This window comes from Stenotrophomonas sp. PS02300 (genome assembly GCF_029959395.1).
Lineage (GTDB): Bacteria > Pseudomonadota > Gammaproteobacteria > Xanthomonadales > Xanthomonadaceae > Stenotrophomonas > Stenotrophomonas maltophilia_AD.
On the sequence record NZ_JASCOP010000002.1, the window covers coordinates 36,317 to 54,430 of the forward strand.

An 18,114-nucleotide genomic window follows, 5' to 3' on the forward strand; every position below is an offset into this window, starting at 1 on the left:
CGGAACACTGTTTTGTGGCCCGCGCCGCAGCGGTGTCATGGACAGGGACTTATGCTGTGGCATTGGATTTGACTGGAGGATTGCCCATGACTGCACCGCGCGAACTCGGCCGTTCCGGCCTGAAAGTGCTTCCCATCGCGTTCGGCGGCAACGTGTTCGGCTGGGGCGCGGACGAGAAGACCTCGTTCGCCCTGCTCGATGCGTTCGTCGATGCCGGCTACAGCCTGGTCGATACCGCAGACGTGTATTCGGCCTGGGTGCCGGGCAACCAGGGCGGCGAATCGGAAACGATCCTGGGCCGCTGGTTCCAGCGCAGCGGCAAGCGCGACAAGGTGGTGCTGGCCACCAAGGTGGCCAAGTGGGCCGAACACCCCGGGCTTTCCGCCGACAACATCAACGCGGCGGTGGAAGATTCGCTGCGCCGCCTGCAGACCGATGTGATCGATCTGTACCAGGCGCACGAGGATGACGAGTCCACCCCGCTGGAAACCACGCTGGCCGCGTTCGGCCGGTTGATCGAACAGGGCAAGGTGCGCGCGATTGGCGCCTCGAACTACAGCGCCGAGCGCCTGCAGGCTGCATTGAAGGTATCGGCGGACTACAAGCTGCCCCGCTACGAGACGCTGCAGCCGGAGTACAACCTGTATGACCGCGCCGGTTACGAAAGCGGATTGGAAGCGGTGGCGCGCGAGCATGGGCTGGGCGTGATCAGCTACTACTCGCTGGCCAGCGGCTTCCTCAGCGGCAAGTACCGCAGTGCCGACGATGCGGCCAAGAGCAGCTCGCGCGGCAGTAGCGTGGTGGCCAAGTACGTCAATCCGCGCGGCCTGCGCATCCTGCAGGCGCTGGACGACGTGGCCGGCACGTACAACGCGACCCCCGCCCAGGTTGCCATTGCGTGGTTGATCGCCCGCCCGGGCATCACCGCGCCGATCGTCAGCGCCACCCGCGTGGAACAGCTGCACGACGTCCTCGCTGCCGCCCAGGTGGGCCTGACCGCCGAAGACATCGCGCAGCTGGAAAGCGCCAGCGCCGCCTGATTCGACGCGGACACCTCAACGAACGGCCACCCCGGGGTGGCCGTTTCCGTATCACCCCAGTGCAGCGCCATCCTCGGCGACCAGTTCGTGATGCAGGCTGACCCCGGCGCGTACACCTTCCGCGCTGGCCAGCGTGATGTTGCCCATCAAGGTTGCATCGCCTGCGGCGTAGACGCCGGGAACGCTGGTCTGCTTCTGCGCATCCACCCGCACCAGCACGCCCACCGGGCTTTCCTCCAGCTCACAGCCGAGCTGCTTCACCAGCGCCGAGCCCATCTCCTGGCGCGCACTGACGAACAGCGCGCGCAGGTCGATGTGGCGTCCATCGGCCAGCAGCGCCCCACTCAACTGCGGTGCGTCGCCTTCCAGTGCCACGACCCTTTCGGTTTCGATCTGCACGCCGCGCCGCTGCAGCGTGCCCAGCTGCTCGTCATCCAGCGCCATGCCCTGCGTGAAGAAGGTGACCTGGCCCCAGTCGGCGATCAGCCCGGCCATGATCGGCGACATCGGATGCCCCCCCAGCAGCCCGATCGCACCACCGCCCACTTCGTAGCCGTGGCAGTACGGGCAGTGCAGCACGCTGTGGCCCCAGCGCTCGGCCAGGCCGGGCAGCTCGGGCAACACATCGCGGATGCCGGTGGCCAGCAGCAGCTTGCGCGCCGCCCACGTATCACCGGCGGCAGTGCTCACCGCGAAACCATCCACGGTGGGCTGCGCGTCGGTGGCCGTGTCATTGGCCCAGCGCACGCTGGGGTAATCCAGCAGCTGTGCCTTGGCCTGGCGCAGCAGGTCGCCGCCGGAGATGCCGTCCAGGCCCAGCACCCCGTGCGAGTGGCTGGAGAAGCGGTTGCGCGGCAGGCCGCTGTCGATCACCAGCACGCTGCGGCGCGCGCGCGCCAGCATCATGGCGGCGGAGAGGCCGGCGAAACTGCCGCCGACGATCACGGCATCAAAGGTCATGCGGAACTCCCGTGGTGTGCTGGGCCAGGTGCTGGGCAAAGGCGTCACCCAAGGTGGCCAGCGTGGTGGCATGCAGGCGTTGTTCGAGCAGCGCCTGCGCCTGTTGGTAGCTTTCGTCCAACGCGGCGTTGACCACCTTCTGCACCGGGCAGCCGCGCCCGGTTTCGCGCGCGCCGGTGTGCAGCAGCGCCGGCGAGCCGATGGCGAGATAGACGTCGTGCAGGGTGATGGTCGCCGGGTCGCCCGCCAGCTGGCTGCCGCCGCCATGGCCGCGCGCGGTATGTACCAGGCCGCCCTTCTGCAGCGCGGCCAGCAGGCGGCGGATCACCACCGGATGGGTCGGCAGGCAGGTGGCGAGCTGTTCGGAGGTGCGCGGTCCGTCCTGGCCGACCAGGTGGGCCATGATGTGGAGCGCGTCGGAGAACTGGTTGCTGGATTTCATGTAACACCAATAGTTACATACTTAGCCGGCGAGGGGTAGCGCCGGCCGTTGGCCGGCCCATGCACGGATCTCAGCGGAGGAACGCCTGCCCGGTCATGGATTCGGCGAGGTAATCGAGGAAGCTGCTGATGCGCGCCGACACGGCGGTGTTGCGGTAGTACACGGCGTGGATCGGCTGGCGCACTTCCACGGTCAGCGCCGGCAGCACCTGCACCAGCGTGCCCGCGTCGCGGTCGCGATGGGTCATGAAGTCGGACAGGCAGACCACGCCCGCCCCTTCCAGCGCCAGCCGGCGCAGGGTTTCGCCGCTGGACACCGCCACCGCCGGGCGGATGTGCAGCAGCGCGTCGGTGCGCCCGGGTAGCGGCCAGTGGTTGAGCGAGTCGGGCTCGTTGAAGCCCAGCAGCGCGTGGCCGTCGAGGTCCTCCACTGTTTTCGGGGTGCCGTGTTCGGCCAGGTAGGCCGGGCTGGCCAGCACCCGCAGGCGGCTGTGCGCAAGCGGGCGCGCATGCAGGGTGGAGTCAGCCAGCGGGCCAATGCGGATGGCCACGTCAGTACGGCGCTCGAGCAGGTCGATGTAGCGCTCGCTGCTGTTGAGCTCCAGCTGCACGTCCGGGTAGCGCGTGCGGAAGCCGGCCACCAGCGGGGCGATCACATGCAGCACGAACGGGGTGGCCGCATCCACGCGCAGGCGGCCGGCCGGGCGCTGGCGCCGCGCGGTCATCTGCTCTTCGGCCGCCTCCACCGAGGCCACGATGGCGCGGGCCTGGGCCAGGAAGGCGTCGCCCTCCTCGGTGAGCTGCAGCCGCCGGGTGGTGCGGGTCAGCAGCGTGGTACCCAGCTTTTCCTCCAGCCGGCCCAGGGCCCGGCTGACCCCGGAGGTGGTCTGGCCGAGTTCTTCGGCGGCGGCGGTGATCGAACCGCTGTCGATCACGGCGATGAACGCCTGCATTTCATCGAGGGTGGTCTTCATGGGCCCATTATTGACCATGAAGCAAGAGTCATTGGCGTGAAGACCGGTTTTTCAGCAAGAGTGCGGCGCGCAGACTGCGCACCTTCTTCTTCCACCGGTAACGCTCATGTCCCGTGGCATCCCCTTGGCCCTGTTGGCGCTTACGCTGGGTGCGTACGCCATCGGCACCACTGAATTCGTCATCGTCGGGTTGATCCCGACCATTGCCGCCGATCTCGGCGTCTCCCTGCCTTCCGCGGGCCTGCTGGTCTCGCTGTACGCGCTGGGCGTGGCAGTCGGCGCGCCGGTGCTGACCGCCCTGACCGGCCGGGTACCGCGCAAGACCCTGCTGGTGGCGCTGATGGTGCTGTTCACCCTGGGCAATGTGATTGCCTGGATGGCGCCCAGCTACGGCTCGCTGATCGTGGCGCGGGTCTTGACCGGGCTGGCGCATGGCGTGTTCTTCTCCATCGGCTCGATCATTGCCACCTCGGTGGTGCCGAAGGAGAAGGCGGCCAGCGCGATCGCGATCATGTTCACCGGGCTGACCGTGGCACTGGTGACCGGGGTGCCGCTGGGTACGTTCATCGGCCAGCACCTGGGCTGGCGCGCCACCTTCCTGGCCGTAGCGGCGCTGGGCGTGATCGCGCTGATCGGCAGCCTGCTGTTCGTGCCGCGCAACCTGCAGCGCAGCGAGCCGGCCACGTTCGGCCAGCAGCTCTCGGTGCTGGCGCAGCCACGCCTGCTGCTGGTGTATGCGATCACCGCGCTGGGCTATGGCGGTACGTTCCTGTCCTTTACCTATCTCGCCTCGATCCTGCAGGACGTCACCGGTTTCTCGCCGAACGCGGTGAGCGGCGTGCTGCTGGTGTATGGCGTGTCGGTGGCGATCGGCAACCTGTGGGGTGGCCGCCTGGCCGACCGCCGTGGCCCGATCCCGGCGCTGAAGCTGATCTTCGGGCTGCTGGCGCTGGTGCTGTTCGCGCTGGCCTTCACCGCGCACAACACCTGGCTGGTGCTGCTGACGGTGCTGGCGCTGGGCGCAGTGGCGTTCGGCAATGTGCCGGGGCTGCAGGTCTATGTGGTGAAGCAGGCGCAGCGGTTCGCGCCGCAGGCGGCGGACGTGGCCTCTGGCCTGAACATCGCCGCGTTCAACGTGGGCATCGCAATGGGTGCTTCGCTGGGCGGGCTGGTGGTGGATCACCTGGGCCTGATGCACACGCCGTGGCTGGGTGCGCTGGTGGTGCTGGGCGCGCTGGGGCTGACCGTGCTGAGCGGGCGGCTGGACCGGCGCGACGGGATCGAGGACCGCGCCGAGGGCGTGGTGGCCGCCGCCCATTGAGCCTTCTCATTTGATTCGTTTAACGGTGCACGGCGTAGCCTGCACTTCCCCCACCGAAGGAGTTTTTTCATGAGCATTCCCGCATTTGGCCTCGGCACGTTCCGCCTGAAGGACCAGACCGTCATTGATTCGGTCCGCAACGCGCTGGACGTGGGCTACCGCGCCATCGATACGGCGCAGATCTACGGCAACGAGGCCGAGGTCGGGCAGGCCATCGCCGAGTCGGGCGTGGCGCGTGAGGACCTGTTCCTCACGACCAAGGTCTGGATTGCCAGCTTCCAGCACGATGCGCTGCTGGAGAGCCTGCGCGAGAGCCTGCGCAAGCTGCGCACCGACCATGTGGACCTGACCCTGATCCATTGGCCGTCGCCGAATGACGCGGTGCCGATGGCCGAATACCTGGGCGCGCTGGCGCAGGCCAAGGCCGAGGGCCTGACCCGGCAGATCGGCATTTCCAATTTCACCATCGACCTCACCCGCCAGGCGATTGCGATCCTCGGTGCCGATTCGATTGCGACCAACCAGATCGAGGTGCATCCGTACCTGCAGAACCGTGCATTGATCGCGTTCCTGCGCGAGCAGGGCATCCATGTGACGGCCTACATGAGCCTGGCCTATGGCGAGGTGTTGAAGGACCCGGTGATCCAGGCCATTGCCCAACGCCACGATGCCACCCCGGCGCAGGTCGCGCTGGCCTGGGCGCTGCAGCAGGGCTTTGCGGTGATTCCGTCGTCGACCCGTCGCGAGAACCTGGCCAGCAACCTGCTGGCGGCGGACCTGCGGTTGAGCGATGAGGACATGGCACAGATCGCCACGTTGGATCGCGGTCAGCGCCTGGCGAACCCGGAAGGTATCGCACCGGCCTGGGATTGATCGATCGCTCAGTGAACGTCGGACGCCAGGATTGGTAGGGTTGGATCCCGATCAACCGCCGACCACGATGATGGGCGCGGCGAACGCATGTCCTCTGCCGAAGCGCGCTTCTTCGACGGAGGTCATGCCACAACAGAACGTGGCACCGTTATCGGCGGTCGATTGGGATGCGACCCTACCGCCGAGAGCGGCAACAGCATCCAGACCGGATACCCGGCGCGCGGTGCAGGATGGGCCCGCGCCCGCCGCTCAGGCCAACAACCACTCGCGCATGGCAGCGCTTACTTCCTCGGGCTTTTCCATGGGGGCGAGGTGGCCGCAATCGGGCAGCACCACCAGGGTTGAGCCGGGGACCAGGGCATGCATCTCCTTGCTGATCGCCAGCGGGGTGATGCGGTCGTTGGCGCCGCAGAGGATCAGCAGCGGGTCGCGGTAGCCGGCCAGTACGTCGTGGCCGTCAACGCGATCCAACGCGCTCTGGCGCAGGAATACGTCGGCGCCCAGACGCGCGGTCATGTCACGCACGCGCTGGACCAGCACGTAGTCGTCCAGCCGCGAGGCATCGATGTAGCTGCGCATAAGCTTGTCGCCGAAGCCATGGAAGGTGCCGGGCAAGCGCACGCTGGATCGCTGCGACTGCCGTTGGGCGGCGCGCTCGGGCGAGTCGGCGTGGATCGAGGTGTCGATCAGCGCCAGCCGCAGTACCCGCTCCGGGGCCGTGCGCAGGATCTGCTGGGCGACGAAGCCGCCCAGTGAGAAGCCGGCCAGGGCGAAGCGTTCCGGCGCGTTGGCCAGTACGTCGTCGACCACGGCCTGCATCGTTTCGCCACGGGTCTGGTCGCCGACGCTGCAGTCGGCAATATTGGAGAGCGCGGCGATCTGCCCGCGCCAGAGCTCGGCGTCGTTGAGCAGGCCGGGCAACAGCAACAGCGGTACACGATCGGTCATGCCGTTATTGTCCGCGATCCGGGTGGCCTTGGAGTGTCGTGTGTGGCCCGGTGTGTTGCAGGGTCGAAAAGCAGGGGCGCCCCATGAAACAGGCACTTGGGGCAGTAGCGTGACTCAGTACCAGTCCGGTGCACCCGGCTGGCTAGGCTCAGGCCCTTCCCTTTCCAGTGAGCCCTGAATGGATTCCATTCCCGGTATCACCGCCGCTGCCACGCCCACCACGACGTCCACCAGCACCCCGGGTGCGCCCAGTGCACCGGCGAAAGCTGCCGCGCTGCCGCTGGAAACCATCGTGCAGCGGGAGCTGGCCTATTACGGCGGCGTACACACGACGCTGGTGCCGAGCATCCTGGAGATGGATACCGGTGAAAAGCGGTTCCAGGCATTGGGCCAACAGCTGCTTTACATCACCAGCCCGTGCACCATCGGCAAGACCCCGTTGCAAGCGTTCATTGCCCAGCATCCCGAGACAACCGAGCGCGGGCAGGCGTTGATCGCAAGCCTTCCTGCACCTGACGATGCGAAGTTCAACGCAGGCTTGCTGGCCTACGAAACGATGCTGACCAACGCCGCTCTCGCGCGAGATCCGGAGGACCCGAGGATTTCCCAACACGCGGCGATCTTTCTGACCCGAGGGACTGACACACCGCCGCCGACACCCTGACATGCACGCGGCACCGTGCATCGCGCACGGTGCCGTTTGGTCGTGCGTACGGTAGGGTCGGTTCCCGAACGACTGCCGATACGCACGCAACGTTCGGTAACGCATGACCTCCAACGAAGGCGTCTCTCCGGTGCAGGTCATGCGTCACCGTGCCGATCACATTCATCGGCGGTCGTTTGGGAACCGACCCTACCGCGCCAACCCATTCGGATGCGTTGGCGCGGTTCCGGTTGTCAGTGGGTGACGCCTTCGGGCGGCAACGCGACCTTGGCGTCCTGCACCGGCAGGGTGACCACCATGACCGTGGGGTCGTCGGGGTCAAGTTTTGTCTTGAAGCCCAGGCTCTGGCACATCGCCAGCATGGTGCTGTTCTCACGCAGCACCTGGCCTTCGACGATGTTCAGGCCCAGCCACTGGGCGTATTCGATCATGATGGTCATCAGGCGCCAGCCGATGCCGTGGCCCTTGAGGTCGGAGCGGATCAGGATGCCGTACTCGCCGCGGTCGTAATCCGCATCCGCATGCAGGCGCACGGCGCCGAGCATGTCGCCGCTGCGCGGGTCGATCGCCACCAGCGCGATGGAACGGGCGTAGTCGAGCTGGGTCAGGCGCGCGATGAACTCGTGGCTGAAATGCTTCACCGACTGGAAGAAGCGCAGGCGCAGGTCGTCGTCGGTGACGCGAGCGAAGAAGGCGCGGAACAACGCGTCGTCTTCCGGGCGCACCGGGCGTACGAAGGCAGGGGCACCGTCAGAGAGGGTAATGGTGCGTTCCCACTCCTTGGGGTATGGGAACACCGCGAAACGGGGATGGCCACGGCCTTTGTGCAGCTTGCGCGACGGCGCGATGGCCACGCGCGCGTCCAGCGCCATCACGCCCTCGCGGTCGGCCAGCAGCGGGTTGATATCCAGCGTGCGCACTTCGGGAATGTCGGCCGCCAGCTGCGCCAGTTTGACCAGGATCAGCGCCACGGCACGCTCGTCGGCGGCGGGCACGTCGCGATAGGCCTTGAGGATGCGCGACACGCGGGTGCGGCCGATCAGCTCATGGGCCAGGCGCAGGTCCAGCGGCGGCAGCGCCAGCGCCTTGTCATCGATCACTTCCACGGCGGTGCCCCCGCGGCCGAACACCACCACCGGGCCGAAGGTCGGGTCGTCGGCGATGCCAGCGATCAGTTCGCGCGCCTTGGGCCGCACGATGGTGGGCTGCACCAGCACGCCGTCGATGCGCGCGTTGGGGCGCATCTCATGGGCGCGCGCAAGGATGGAGCTGGCGGCGGCCTGTACTGCCTGCAGGCTGCCCAGGTTGAGGCGCACGCCATCGACATCGGACTTGTGCGGGATGTCGGCTGAGAACACCTTTACCGCCACCGTGGCGCCCTGCTCCAGCAGCGGCTGGGCCAGGTCCATGGCTTCATGCGGGTCGCGCGCCTGCATCACCGGCGCGGAGGGAATGCCGTAGGCCGAGAGCAGCTGGTGGGTGGCGATGGGATCCAGCCACTGCTGGCCGGCAGCCAGCGCTGCATCCACGATGGCGCGCGCGGCGGCGGTATCCACCACGAAATCCTGCGGCAGGCTGGGCGGGGTTTCCATCAGCGCCGCCTGCGCATCGCGGTAGCGCACCAGGTGCTGGAACCCGCGCACGGCCTCGGCCTCGGTCGGGTAGGTCGGCACCCGCGCGGCGTTGAGGGTGGCAGTGGCACGGTCGTCGTTGCCCAGCCACACCGCGAACACCGGCTTGTCGCGGTGGTGGCGCGGGCGCAGGCCGAGCGTGCGGGTCAGCGCCTGTGCGGCGTCTGCCGATGAGGTAAACGCAGTCGGGACGTTGACCACCAGCACCGCGTCGTTGCCGGTGTCGGACATCAGCGCGTCGATGGCGGCGGCGTAGCGATCACCGTCTGCGTCGACCACGATGTCGACCGGATTGCTGCGCGACCAGCCTTCGGGCAACACGGCATCGAGTTCGGCGATGGTACCGGGCGAGAGTTCGGCCAGGCTGCCGCGCAGCGCCAGCAGCTGGTCCACGGCCAAGCGCCCCACCCCGCCGCCGTTGCTGAGGATGGCCAGCCGGCGCCCCGGGAACGTACCGAGGCGGCCAAGCGTTTCGGCGGCGGTGAACAGTTCGTCCAGCGCGCTCACCCGCAGCAGGCCGGCGCGGTTGAACGCGGCGCCGTACACCGCGTCGGAGCTGGCCAGCGCCTGCACGTGGGTGTCGCCGTCGGGATCGATGCGGATGTGGCGGCCGGATTTGACCACCACCACCGGCTTGGCGCGCGCGGCGGCACGCGCGGCGGACATGAACTTGCGCGCGTCGCGGATGTGTTCGACGTAGAGCAGGATGGCGCGGGTACGGTAATCGGTGGCGAAGTAGTCCAGCAGGTCGCCGAAGTCGACATCCAGCGCGTCGCCCAGCGAGACCACGGCGGAGAACCCGACCGAGCGCGCTACGCCCCATTCGACCAGGGCAGCGGCAATGGCGCTGGATTCGGAGATCAGTGCGAGGTCGCCGGCCTGGGGGAAGTGCGCAGCGATGCTGGCGTTGAGCCGCGCGTGCGGGGCGATCACGCCCAGGCAATGCGGGCCGAGGATGCGCAGGCCCTTGGGCCGTGCGGCGGCTTCGACCTGTTCGCTGAGCGATCCCGGGCCATGGCCGAGGTTGGCGGTGAGGATGATGGCGGCGGCCACGCCGCGTTCGGCGGCGGTGGCCACCACCTGCGGCACGATGCTGGCCGGGGCGGTGATGACGATGAGTTCGGGCACCCAGTCGAGGTCCTTGAGCCGCTTGACCGTGCTGATGCCGTCGATTTCGCCGTAACGCGGGTTGATCCAGGCGACCTTGCCGGGAAAGCCGGTGGCGCGCAGGTTGCGCATGACCGCGCGGCCGGCGGAACGCTCACGCGGGCTGCCGCCGACGACGGCCACCGACTGCGGGCGGAATACGGATTGCAGGTGGTAGGTGCTCATGGGGTCGAACAGTCACCGGGACACGTGGTGACACGGTACACGGCTGGCGGTCGCGTTGGGATGATCTGGCGCAAGCGATCGGTTACGGCCGCAACGCCACGCCGCATGCGGCGTGGCGACAGGGCCATTTACAACAGCGTGCCGCCCAGGATCATCGCGGCGATGCTGAAGTAGATCACCAGGCCGGTGACGTCGACCAGGGTGGCCACGAACGGCGCCGAGGCACTGGCCGGGTCGAAGCCCAGGCGCTTGAGGATGAAGGGCAGCATCGAGCCGGACAGCGAGCCGAACGTGACGATGCCAACCAGCGCCGCGCCGATGGTGAGCGCCAGCAGCTGCCAGTGCTCGCCGTAGTCGTGCAGGCCGAGCAGCTGCCAGGACACGATGCGGATCATCGCCAGCACGCCGAGGATGGCGCCCAGGGTGATGCCGGTGGGCACTTCGCGCAGGGCGACCTTCCACCAGTCGCGCAGGCGCAGTTCACGCAGCGCCAGGCTGCGGATCAGCAGCGAGGTGGCCTGCGAACCGGAGTTCCCGCCCGAGCTCATGATCAGCGGAATGAACAGCGTGAGCACCACGGCGCGGGCCAGCTCGTCCTCGTAATGCTGCATGGCGCTTGCGGTGAGCATCTCGCCGAGGAACAGCACGCTCAACCAGCCGGCTCGCTTGCGCAGCATCTCGAAGAAGCCGATCTGCATGTACGGCTTTTCCAGCGCTTCCATGCCGCCGAACTTGTGCGCGTCTTCGGTGGATTCGTCGATCAGCGCATCCAGGATGTCATCCACGGTGACGATGCCCAGCACCTGCTGGCGGGCATCGACCACCGGAATGGCGAGCAGGTCGTGGCGGCGGATCAGCTGCGCCACTTCTTCCTGGTCGAGCATGGCATCGACGGTGACCGGCGGGTTGACCTGGGCCACCTCCAGGATCGGCTCGTCCGGCAGGCCGGTGATCAGCCGGCGCATGGTGACCACCTGCTGCAGGGCCTGGGTGGCCGGGTCGAGCACGTAGATGGCGTACACGGTCTCGCGGGTGCGCTCGACTTCGCGGATGTGCTGCAGGGTGCGGCCCACGGTCCAGTCGGCGGGCACGCTGACGAATTCGGTGGTCATCAGCGCGCCGGCGGTGTGCGCCGGGTAGCTGAGCAGCTGCTGGATGGCCTGGCGCGAATCGGCGCTGAGCAGCGGGATCAGGCGTGCGCGTTCGTCCTCGTCCAGCTCATGGACGATGTCGGTGGCACGGTCGTCGGCCATCAGGCCCAGCAGCGCGGCGGCCTTGGCCACCGGCAGCGTGGCGACCAGGTCGCCGCTGCGGGTGAGCTCGGGCTGCTCGAGCATTTTCACCGCGCGCGGCAACGGCAACGCGGCCAGGGTGTCGGCGGCGCGCGACAGCTCCAGGGTGTTGAGGTATTCCACCGCGTCGGCGGTGTTGAAGTCCTGCAGGGGTGCGCTCAGGGCGGCGGCATCCGCCACCGGGCGCAGGAGGTCTTTCTGGTTCATGGGGTTCGCCTTGTGGATCGCGTTCGCGCGACGCCAACGCTGGCGAACCGTCCCGTGTCAGGCGGTGGCCATCGCTGGCGTCGAGCAAGGTCGACTTCTACTGTCGCTGGACATGGGTTGAGGACTCCGGATGGGTGTTTGCGCCACCGAACGGCGCCGGCGGAGTCTGGACCCGTGGGCAGGCGGGGTCAACCCCTGCCCCGCCGGCATTCGGGTGAGGTTGAAGGTCATTGACGCGCGCGGCCGCATAATGAGCCGCCGGCGACGGGCCGACGCTTCGACACACGGGATTCCCCATGCATAGCGGTGCCCTGGAACTGGCCCTGGTGCTGCTGCTGGCCGCGGTGATCGCGGTGCCGGTATTCAAGAAGCTCGGGCTGGGCGCGGTGCTGGGCTACCTGGCCGCCGGCGTGGTGCTGGGCCCGGATGGTCTGGGTTTCGTGCAGGACGCGGACCGGATCCTGGGCGCGGCCGAGATCGGCGTGGTGATGCTGCTGTTCGTGATCGGCCTGGAACTGTCGCCCACGCGCCTGAAGGTGATGCGGCGTTCGGTGTTCGGCGCGGGTGCGGCGCAGGTGGCGCTGAGCGCGCTGGTGCTGGGCAGCCTGCTGATGCTGGACCACTTCCAGTGGAAGGCCGCGCTGATCGTGGGTATCGCGTTGGCGCTGTCGTCCACCGCGGTGGGCCTGCAGCTGCTGTCCGAACACAAGGGCATCAACAGCGATTACGGGCGGCTGGGCTTTGCCATCCTGCTGTTCCAGGACCTGATCGCCATTCCGCTGCTGGCCGCCATTCCGCTGCTGGGCGGGGCCAAGAACCAGACCCTGCAGTGGGATGACGTGGCGATCGCGCTGGGCGCGCTGGCGGTGGTGATCCTGTGCGGGCGGCCGGTGCTGCGCCGGCTGTTCAACATCATCGCGCGCACGCGCAGCCCGGAAGTGTTCACGGCCATGGCGCTGCTGGTGGTGCTGGGCACGGCCTGGTTCATGCAGGAGGTGGGGCTCAGCCCGAGCCTGGGCGCGTTCCTGGCCGGGGTGCTGCTGTCGGATTCGGAGTTCCGGCACGAGCTGGAATCGCAGATCGAACCGTTCAAGGGCCTGCTGCTGGGGTTGTTCTTCATCGCGGTGGGCATGGGCATCGACCTGGACCGCGTGGTGGCCGAACCGGCGCTGATCGCCATTGGCGTGACGGCGCTGCTGGTGGTCAAGTTCGGGCTGCTGTTCGGGATCGGCAAGGTGGCGCGGCTGAGTACGCGGCACGCGCTGATGCTGGGCAGCGTGCTGTGGCTGGGCGGCGAGTTCGCGTTCGTGGTGTTCAACGAGGCGCAGCGCGTGCATCTGCTGGGTGACGCCAACCACGACCGGCTGGTGGCGATCGTGGGCCTGTCGATGGGGCTCACGCCGCTGCTGATGATCGCGTTGCTGCGCCTGCTCGGCAGAGAACATGCGCCGGCCGGTGACAAGCCGCCGGCCGACAAGGTGGACAACGGCGGCGACGGGATCACCGTGATGATTGCCGGCATGGGCCGTTTCGGCCAGGTGGTGGCGCGCCTGCTGACCGCGCAGAAGATTCCGTTCGTGGCGCTGGAGGCGAACCCGGACACCGTGTCGGACCTGCGCCGCTTCGGCAACAAGCTCTACTACGGCGACCCGACCCGCCCCGAGATGCTGCGCGCGGCGGGCGGCGAGAACGTGCGCGTGTTCGTGATCACGCTGGACGACCCGGAGGCGAACATGCGCGCTACGCGGTTGATCCGGCGCATGTACCCCAATGCGGTGGTGCTGGCCCGGGCGCGCAACCGCCAGCATGCGTGGCGCTTGATGGACATGTCGGCCGAGCCGTTCCGCGAGGTATTCGGCACCAGCCTGGATATGAGCGAGCGGGTGCTGACCGCGCTCGGGATCCCGACCGAGACCGCGCGCGCCCACGTGGAGCGCTTCCGAGAACATGACGAGAAACTGCTGCGCGACCAGTACCTGGTCTACGACGACGAGGCGGCGGTGATCCAGACCTCACGCGATGCACGTGCAGACCTGATGCACCTGTTCGAGGCTGATGCGAGTCGCGACGGAAAGGAAGAGGGCGAACGCCGCGATTGACCCGATGACGACCAACGGTCGTCACCTACCGGCGGTAGCGCACGACCGTTGGTCGTGCGCCCCGTATCAGCCGTTATCGCGCAGGAACCGGGCCATCGACGAAACGCCCGGCACGCGCGGTTCGAACTCGCCGGCCACGTCGATGAAACCGCGCATCACCGCGATCTCGCGCGGGCTGCGGTTGAGCGCATCGCGTACGTCCGGGTCCGCACCTGCACGGAGCAGGCGCTGCACCAGCAGCGGCAACCCGTGCAATGCGGCCAGGTGCAGCGGACCGAAGCCACGCGGGTCACGCGCCTCCAGCGACACGTCTTCATCCAGCAGGCGTTCCACGGCGGCCAGCACGATCTGCTCGTCGCAGGCCGTACCCGGCTCGGCGCGCGCGCCCAGCAGCAACAGCAGCGGGGTGACCGAACCGGCCGCGGCCTGGTCCGGCTCGGCACCGGCCAGCAGCAACGTATCCAGCAGTGCCAGCAGGCGCGAACGATCGCGTGCACCAAAGCCGTACAGCGCCGCGCAATGCAGCGGCCCCAGCTGCTGCGCATCACTGGCGTGGACATCGGCACCGGCGGTGAGCAGGCGCGCGGCGATGTCCGGCAGGCCCAGCGCCGACGCCAGCATCAGCACGGTCACGCCACCGGGCAGCTTGTATTCCAGCTCCGCACCGGCATCCAGCAGCGCCGACACGATGTCGATCTGGCGCATGCTCACTGCTGCCGACAACGGCGTGGCGCCACTGGCTGCAGCGTGCTGCGGGTTGGCGCCACGCGCCAGCAGCAGGTCGACCACGGCCAGGTGGCCGCCACCGGCGGCACGCAGCAGCGCGGTGCAGCCCTGCGCATCCACCACGTCCACGGCGAAGCCCAGGTCGTTCAGGCGGCGCACCGCGTCGGCATCGCCGGCCATCGCGGCCGCGGGAAGATCGGCGGCACGCAGCGCGCGGCGCGGCAGCTGCCACACGCGCCAATCCAGCCAGTCGGCCAGGTCGCGGCGGCCGATCGACAGCGCCACGCCCAGCGGGGTCTGGCCATCGGCAGCGCGGGCTTCGGGCGAGGCGCCCTGCTGCACGAGCAGCTTCAGCGAGCCTTCGCGGGCCAGCGCGGTAGCCAGGTGCAGCGCGGTCATGCCGTGGCTGTCGCGCGCTTCGCGGTCCACGCCGAGGGTGAGCAGGGCCTGCTGCAGGCGCAGCCAGCCCAGTCGCACGGCCAGCGACAGCGGCGGATCCCCGGCCGGCGATGGCGCGAAGGGATCGGCACCGCGCTCCAGCAGTTCCAGTGCAAGCTGTTCCAGCCCGCGCGCGGCCTGGTCGTGCTGGGCGCAGGCGCTGAGCAGGCGCGCCAGGCCACCGACGCCGGTCGGCGATACGCCCCGGCGCAGCAGCACCTGCAGCGCGGGCACCGCATCGATGCCGCGCGCCAGCAGCGCGAACATCGGGGTATCGCCGCAGGCATCCAGGACTTCCGGCGCGGCGCCATGCGCCAGCAGCCAGTCCACTGCGTGCGGGTCCAGCGCCAGTTCGCCATCGTGCAGCAGGCCACCCAGTTCGTCCGGGCTGCACAGGCGGGCCAGCGAGGCCATGCCATCCACGTTGCCGAAGCCCAGCGCTTCGCGCAGAAGGTCCAGCGGCGGGCGGTCCGGCAGTGCCGGGCTGCCCTGGCCGCTGTCGTCATCGCCGGCGCTGGCCAGGCCATCGCTCACCGCGGTGGGCAGCGGATAGCTGCGGTCCAGCAGCGAGACGATCGCCCAGCGCCCGGCGGCGGCCGCGATATCCACCGCGCGGCGGCCCTGCGGATCCGGCACGTCGGCGGCAATGCCCAGGTCCAGCAGGCGGCGGACCAGCAACGGCGAGACGTTGTCGGCCATGCAGGCCAGCAGCACTGCATTGCGGCCTTCCACGTCGACCGCATGCAGGTCGGGCTTGTGCGGCAGCAGGTGTTCGACCACGCCGGCACGGCCGCCGCGCGCGGCTTCCAGCCACGGCGTGCGCGATAGCGCATCGCGCGATTCGAGGTTGGCGCCGGCGGCCAGCAGCACATCGATGATGTCCACGTGGCCGGCCAAGGCCGCTTCATGCAGGGCGCTGCGGCGCTGGCGGTCGCGCGCATCGGCGCGTGCCTTGTGCTTGAGCAGCAGCTGCACGCCGGCCGGATCGTCTTCTTCGGTGCCGGCTGCAGCCAGCAGCACCGGGGTGCCTTCGGCCGGTTCGGTACGCGCGCCGCGCTCGAGCAGGAACCGCGCCAGCCGCCAGTTGCCGACCTGGCAGGCCACCGCCAGCGGCGACCAGCCGTCATTGTTCAGCGCATCCACTTCAGCCGCGGCATCGCGCAGCAATGCGGCCACGCCGGGGTCGGAGCTGCGCGCAGCGTGGTGCAGCGGGGTGTTGCCGTCGCTGTCGACCGCGCGCGAATCGGCGCCGTTGGCCAGCAGGGTCATCACCGCTTCCGGGCGGCCGTGCCAGCTGTCGCGGGTGGCGGCCAGCAGCGGGGTCATGCCCTTGTGCGGGGTGTTGACGCCTACGCCACGCGCGATCAGCTCGCGCAGCAGGCGCAGGTCGGGCAGCACGGCGGCCAGCACCACCAGGCTGCGCTGGTCGCGCCAGGACGGGTCGGGCAGGCCCTGCGGGTCTGCCCCGGCGGCCAGCAGCTGCAGGGCGCGGTCGACCCGGCCGCTGCGCGCGGCTTCGTACAGCGCCGGCAGGCGTTCGTGCTGGGCTAGTGGTTCCAGCGGTTGGGTCGGATCGTCGGGCTGCGCGGCGGCGGCGAACGGATCGCGGCCCAGGTCCGTCACGCTGCGGCTGCCCAGCAGGTCGGCCGGCGCGATGCGCTGCAGGGCCAGGTGGGCCAGCGGCGAACCGATCAGCACCGCCAGCGCGAAGGTCCAGCGCATGCCGTCGGGCACCAGCCCTGGCCACGCCGGCACCACCACCAGCGCGCAGATGGCCACCACCAGCGCGGCCACGACCAGCCCGCGCCAGGCGCTGAGATCGCGACCGGCCAGGGTGCGCCAGTGGCGCGCCAGGCTGCCGTCGCTGCGTTCGATTTCATTCCACAGTGGCCACGTGCGCCAGACACCGAGCAGCGCGGCACTCACCGCCACGCTCAGGCCAAGCACGGCGGCCAGGCTGCCGCTGTCGTGCAGCGCGGCCAGCGGCCAGGCCACGAGCAGGGCCAGCAATGCCGGGCCCACCGACCACAGCGCGAGCAGCGCGGGCAGGTCCTGGCGGCCCAGTTGGGGCATCGCCGGCACGGCACGGCTGCGCCGCCACCACGACACCCCCAGCGCGAACGCCGGCTGCGCCAGTGCGGCACCCAGCGCAGCCGGCACCCCGCCCAGCACCGCGGCCAGCGACAGCAGGCCGCCCGTGGCGAAGGCGATGGCGGCAGCGCGGGTGCGCGGAATGTCAGTCATCGCGGCGCGGCACCTTCACGGGCGCGACCGGCGGCGGTGGCATCTGCAGGTGGAAGCCGCGCTCTTTGAGGTTGGCGCGCACTTGATCGGCGTCAGCCAAGGCGAGGCGACGGTCGGGGGTCAGGGCGACTTCCAGCACGAATGCGAACGGCGCCAGCGTGGCCTTCAGCGCATCGGGGATGGCATCGAAGGCGTCGCGGGCGGCGAGGTAGACGTAAGTGTCCTGCTTGCGTTGGCTTTTGTAGACGTAGGCTTGCATTGCCCGCGGGGCTTGGCCCTGGGAATAGATACGCCGATTGTGGAGTAAAGCAGGCAACTACGAAAGCCGGGCAGGCGCCAAGGTGTCGGTTTACTGGCGCGCGGCAGATTCAGGTTCATCAATGTCGCGGCGGTGTTCAGCTAGAGCGGCCACCGTGGAGTGCACGGCGACCGCCCCCCGTGAAGTGCCGCGAAGCGTCACTTCACCTTTGCGTAGGTGCCCTTCAGGGCGACGCCGGCCAGGATGGCGCCCGCGTAGCATTCGAAGTTGGTGGTGCTCTTGAATTCGTTCTTCTTGTAGTAGCTGACCACGTCGACCACGGCGTTGGCGCCGCGCGACTTGGCGCCGTCCTGCAGCGCCTTCAGCGCCGACAGGGCGACCCAGTTGCAGGCCACGGCATCGCTCTTGTTGGCGGCGTTGGTCTTCTTGTTGGTCACGTCTTCGCCAAGGCGCTGCTGGACGTTGACCTTTTCGCCGGCGAGGAAGAAGCGGACGCTGCCGTCGATACCGGCGGCCTTGGCTTCCGGGGAATTGATCAGCTCATGCAGCGGCAGCTCGACCCGGGTTTCACGGGCGTTGGCGGTGCTGGCAACGGCGAGCAGGGCGGTGGCGGCAATCAGGGCAAAACGACGCATTCAAACATCTCCTTGTTGGTAAGGCGGGTG

The 18,114-nt window shown here is 68.8% G+C and carries 14 protein-coding genes; 5 read left to right on the forward strand and 9 right to left on the reverse strand.

Translation table 11 applies throughout. The features are described from left to right. The first annotated feature begins 86 nt into the window (after positions 1 to 86). Positions 87 to 1,040, forward strand: coding sequence for an aldo/keto reductase (locus QMX79_RS00855; RefSeq protein WP_282243433.1), 954 nt, complete (start codon positions 87 to 89; stop codon positions 1,038 to 1,040). 51 nt (positions 1,041 to 1,091) lie between these two features. On the opposite strand, the gene QMX79_RS00860 is transcribed toward QMX79_RS00855, so the two are convergent. From QMX79_RS00860 to QMX79_RS00870, 3 genes are all read right to left on the reverse strand, one after another. Beyond that, positions 1,092 to 2,000 (reverse strand): NAD(P)/FAD-dependent oxidoreductase, encoded by a 909-nt coding sequence (locus QMX79_RS00860; protein ID WP_282243435.1) that lies wholly within the window; start codon positions 1,998 to 2,000, stop codon positions 1,092 to 1,094. Then, on the reverse strand, positions 1,990 to 2,442 hold the full coding sequence (locus QMX79_RS00865) for an Rrf2 family transcriptional regulator (RefSeq protein ID WP_282243437.1): 453 nt from the start codon (positions 2,440 to 2,442) through the stop codon (positions 1,990 to 1,992). Before QMX79_RS00865 ends, QMX79_RS00860 begins: the two co-directional genes overlap by 11 nt. Positions 2,443 to 2,512: 70 nt before the next feature. After that, positions 2,513 to 3,415 carry a LysR family transcriptional regulator gene (locus tag QMX79_RS00870; protein WP_282243438.1) on the reverse strand — a complete coding sequence of 301 codons (903 nt, stop codon included), beginning with the start codon at positions 3,413 to 3,415 and terminating at the stop codon, positions 2,513 to 2,515. Positions 3,416 to 3,521: 106 nt separating this feature from the next. Here QMX79_RS00870 and QMX79_RS00875 point away from each other — a divergent pair, with 106 nt between their 5' ends. After that, a complete protein-coding gene (locus QMX79_RS00875; protein ID WP_282243439.1) occupies positions 3,522 to 4,736 on the forward strand; it encodes an MFS transporter in 1,215 nt (404 codons plus the stop codon). Positions 4,737 to 4,805: 69 nt separating this feature from the next. After that, positions 4,806 to 5,609 (forward strand): 2,5-didehydrogluconate reductase DkgB, encoded by an 804-nt coding sequence (dkgB, locus tag QMX79_RS00880; protein ID WP_282243441.1) that lies wholly within the window; start codon positions 4,806 to 4,808, stop codon positions 5,607 to 5,609. A 249-nt stretch (positions 5,610 to 5,858) separates the two neighbouring features. Here the strand turns inward: dkgB and QMX79_RS00885 are convergent, their stop codons facing one another. Continuing rightward, entirely contained in the window at positions 5,859 to 6,557 is a 699-nt protein-coding gene (locus QMX79_RS00885; RefSeq protein ID WP_282243444.1) for an alpha/beta hydrolase, read from the reverse strand. Between the two features lie 178 nt (positions 6,558 to 6,735). Here QMX79_RS00885 and QMX79_RS00890 point away from each other — a divergent pair, with 178 nt between their 5' ends. Continuing rightward, positions 6,736 to 7,221, forward strand: a complete 486-nt coding sequence (locus tag QMX79_RS00890; RefSeq protein WP_282243446.1) for a hypothetical protein — start codon at positions 6,736 to 6,738, stop codon at positions 7,219 to 7,221. Positions 7,222 to 7,454: 233 nt separating this feature from the next. Here the strand turns inward: QMX79_RS00890 and QMX79_RS00895 are convergent, their stop codons facing one another. Continuing rightward, entirely contained in the window at positions 7,455 to 10,184 is a 2,730-nt protein-coding gene (locus QMX79_RS00895) for a bifunctional acetate--CoA ligase family protein/GNAT family N-acetyltransferase (protein WP_282243448.1), read from the reverse strand. Positions 10,185 to 10,312: 128 nt separating this feature from the next. Continuing rightward, positions 10,313 to 11,683, reverse strand: a complete 1,371-nt coding sequence (mgtE, locus tag QMX79_RS00900) for a magnesium transporter (RefSeq protein ID WP_282243450.1) — start codon at positions 11,681 to 11,683, stop codon at positions 10,313 to 10,315. Positions 11,684 to 11,979: 296 nt separating this feature from the next. On the opposite strand from mgtE, the gene QMX79_RS00905 reads away from it, so the two are divergent. Beyond that, the gene (locus QMX79_RS00905) at positions 11,980 to 13,782 is read left to right on the forward strand and encodes a monovalent cation:proton antiporter-2 (CPA2) family protein (RefSeq protein ID WP_282243452.1); all 1,803 of its coding nucleotides are present in this window, start codon (positions 11,980 to 11,982) and stop codon (positions 13,780 to 13,782) included. A 66-nt stretch (positions 13,783 to 13,848) separates the two neighbouring features. Here the strand turns inward: QMX79_RS00905 and QMX79_RS00910 are convergent, their stop codons facing one another. From QMX79_RS00910 to QMX79_RS00920, 3 genes are all read right to left on the reverse strand, one after another. Then, a complete protein-coding gene (locus QMX79_RS00910; protein WP_282243454.1) occupies positions 13,849 to 17,190 on the reverse strand; it encodes an ankyrin repeat domain-containing protein in 3,342 nt (1,113 codons plus the stop codon). Next, positions 17,183 to 17,449 (reverse strand): YcgL domain-containing protein, encoded by a 267-nt coding sequence (locus QMX79_RS00915; RefSeq protein WP_184126006.1) that lies wholly within the window; start codon positions 17,447 to 17,449, stop codon positions 17,183 to 17,185. Before QMX79_RS00915 ends, QMX79_RS00910 begins: the two co-directional genes overlap by 8 nt. Positions 17,450 to 17,646: 197 nt before the next feature. Beyond that, a complete protein-coding gene (locus QMX79_RS00920) occupies positions 17,647 to 18,084 on the reverse strand; it encodes an excinuclease ATPase subunit (protein WP_282243463.1) in 438 nt (145 codons plus the stop codon). Positions 18,085 to 18,114: the final 30 nt, after the last annotated feature.